Source organism: Mycobacterium sp. (assembly GCF_032161845.1).
Classification (GTDB): Bacteria; Actinomycetota; Actinomycetes; order Mycobacteriales; family Mycobacteriaceae; genus Mycobacterium.
In genome coordinates this window covers 1-2,630 of sequence record NZ_JAVRQA010000272.1, presented here as the reverse complement: position 1 = coordinate 2,630, position 2,630 = coordinate 1, and the positions used below count along the sequence as shown (strand labels likewise).

At 66.8% G+C, this 2,630-nt stretch carries 3 protein-coding genes; all 3 read left to right on the top strand.

Annotated elements, in window-relative coordinates; translation table 11 throughout:
• The coding region (locus tag QOD90_RS15155; protein WP_526351063.1) for a VOC family protein at positions 1-425 on the top strand (425 nt) is incomplete at its 5' end.
• Entirely contained in the window at positions 422-1,360 is a 939-nt protein-coding gene (locus tag QOD90_RS15150; protein WP_526351061.1) for a fumarylacetoacetate hydrolase family protein, read from the top strand. The genes QOD90_RS15155 and QOD90_RS15150, both read left to right, overlap by 4 nt.
• The coding region (locus QOD90_RS15145) for an FAD-dependent oxidoreductase (protein ID WP_526351059.1) at positions 1,357-2,630 on the top strand (1,274 nt) is incomplete at its 3' end. The genes QOD90_RS15150 and QOD90_RS15145, both read left to right, overlap by 4 nt.

Here is a 2,630-nt window from a genome sequence, read left to right as displayed (position 1 = left end):
ACCACAGCTTGGCGATGGCGCTCGGTCCGCAGAACCGGTACGTGCACTCGGCGTATCAGGTGGCCGACCTCGATGCGCTTGCCGCGGGCGGCGAACACCTGAACGAGCTTGGCTATCAACGCTCCTGGGGAATCGGCAGGCACATCCAGGGCAGCCAGCTCTTCGACTACTGGCGCGACCCCGACGGATTCCTCGTCGAGCACTTCACCGACGGCGACATGTTCGACGACACGATCGAGCCAGGCTGGGCGCCGTTCACCGCATCCGGTCTTGCGCAGTGGGGCCCGCCGGTCAGCAAGGACTTTCTCGGGATCGACCCGAGATCTCTTCCGCACGAAGCCCGGTCGATCATCACCGCCCTGCGCGATGACAACGAATTCGGCCTCACCCGCTTGCGCGGCCTACTGAAAGCAGCCAACTCGTGACCATTTCCGTTCTCCGCACCGCCGATGCCTGGTGGGTCCAAACGGCGACTGGCGCAGCCAAAGTCGCCACCTCCGCAACCACCACCGGCGAATTGCTCGCCGACCGCGCCGCCATCGACGCTGCGGCAGGAAGCACCGACACGGTCGCGGTTCAAACCCTCGACCTGATCTCACCCGTCACCGCCCCCTGCCGGGTGGTCGCCCAGGCGGCCAGCTTCGCGTCGCACGTCAAGGACGTCGGCGGCGACCCGAAGTCGGTTGAGGTGACGTTCTTCCGCAAGGCCTCGGCATCGATCAGCGGCCCCTTCGGCGACGTCGTCAAGCCGGCTCACGTGCGCCTGCTGGACTACGAGGTCGAGATCGGGCTGGTGATCGGACGCGACCTCGCCGTCGGCACGGAGGTCACCGCGTCGAACCTGTCGACGTTCATCGCGGGTCTCGTCGTGACGAACGACGTATCGGCTCGCGACGTTCAACTGACTCAGACCCAGTTCTACGAGGCGAAGTCCTATCCGACGTTCACGCCCGTGGGCCCCGCGCTGGTGCTGCTCACGGCCGACGAGCTCAAGCGCTTCGGTGACCTCCGACTGAGGTTGCGCGTCAACGGATCCGAGCGGCAGAACGCCGTCGTCGCCGGCGACCTGCTGCACCCGCCGCTCGTGGCGTTGCAGGCGCTGGCACGGTTCCAGAACCTGGTGGCCGGCGATCTCATCCTGACCGGAACGCCGGTCGGCACTGCGATCAGCGCTCCGCCGAAGCCGGTGGAGATCATCGGAAACCTGCTTCCCCCGGCGGTGAAGTGGAAGGTGTTCTTCAAGCGTCAGGCGACGAACCCGAAGTACCTGAAGGACGGCGACGTGATGGAGCTGACCATCGCCACCGACGACGGAGCGATCGACCTGGGCACCCAACGCACGGTGGTCCGGTACGCGTGAGCGATCAGGCGGTTCGCCGCGTACCGGTCGTCATCGTCGGAGCCGGGCCGACGGGTGTCACGACCGCCACGCTGCTGGCCCGGTACGGCATCGACTCCCTGCTGCTTGACCGCTGGAACGGTGTGTACGCCCAGCCCCGCGCCGTGCACATGGACGACGAGGTGTACCGCATCTTCGCCCGCATCGGCATCGCCGACCAGATCGCCGCCATCTCCCGGCCGTGCCTCGGCCTTCGACTCGTCGACAAGAACATGACCGAACTCGCAGAGTTCAGCCGCGATACGGCGTTGAGCAGCAACGGTTTTCCACAGGCCAACATGTTCGACCAGCCCGATCTCGAAGCGGTGCTACGCGCCAACCTCGCACACTTCCCGGAGGTCGAGCTACGGGGTGACGCAGAGGTCACCGGCGTCGTCGATGGCGGTGCAGGGCCGATCCACGTCACGTACCGGGATCGCCTGGACGGCACCGAGCACGTCGTGGAGACGGACTACGTCCTCGGCTGCGACGGTGCGAACAGTCTGGTGCGCGCCTCGATGGGCTCGACGATGCGGGACATGCGGTTCGAACAGCGTTGGCTGGTGGTGGATGTTGCGACGGCGACCGACCTCCACCAGTGGGAGGGCGTGCACCAGGTCTGCAACCCCGACCGCGCCGGAACCTACATGCGCATCGGCGACACCCGGTACCGATGGGAATTCCGACTGTTGCCCGACGAGACGGTCGCCGACTTCGACACCATCGCCACGCTCCGGCCGCTCATCGCACCATGGGTCACCGGGATCCGTGACGCGGATCTCGAACTGGTCCGCGTCACCGAGTACACCTTTCGCGCACAGCTCGCCGATGACTGGCGGCGCGGCAACGTCTTCCTGCTCGGCGACGCCGCACACCTCACCCCGCCGTTCATCGGCCAGGGCATGGGCGCTGGCATCCGCGACGCGGCGAACCTGAGCTGGAAGCTCGCAGGCGTGCTGAACGGCGACCTGGTTCACGGTGTCCTCGACACCTATCAGCGCGAACGCAAACCTCACGCGCGCAGCATGATTCGCCTCGCATTGGGTGTCGGCCGCTCGATGACGTCCGGCGGCGAGGTCGGCAATCTCATCCGCAGCGTCGTGGTTCCGCGCCTCCACCTCATTCCAGGTATGCGGGACAAGATCGTCGACAGCACCACGCCCGCCCTGCACCGGTCCGACATGGTGCTGCGGCCGCGTCGCCCGCGACAGCTGGCGGGCACGCTGTGCCCGAATCCACTGCTCGCCAGCGG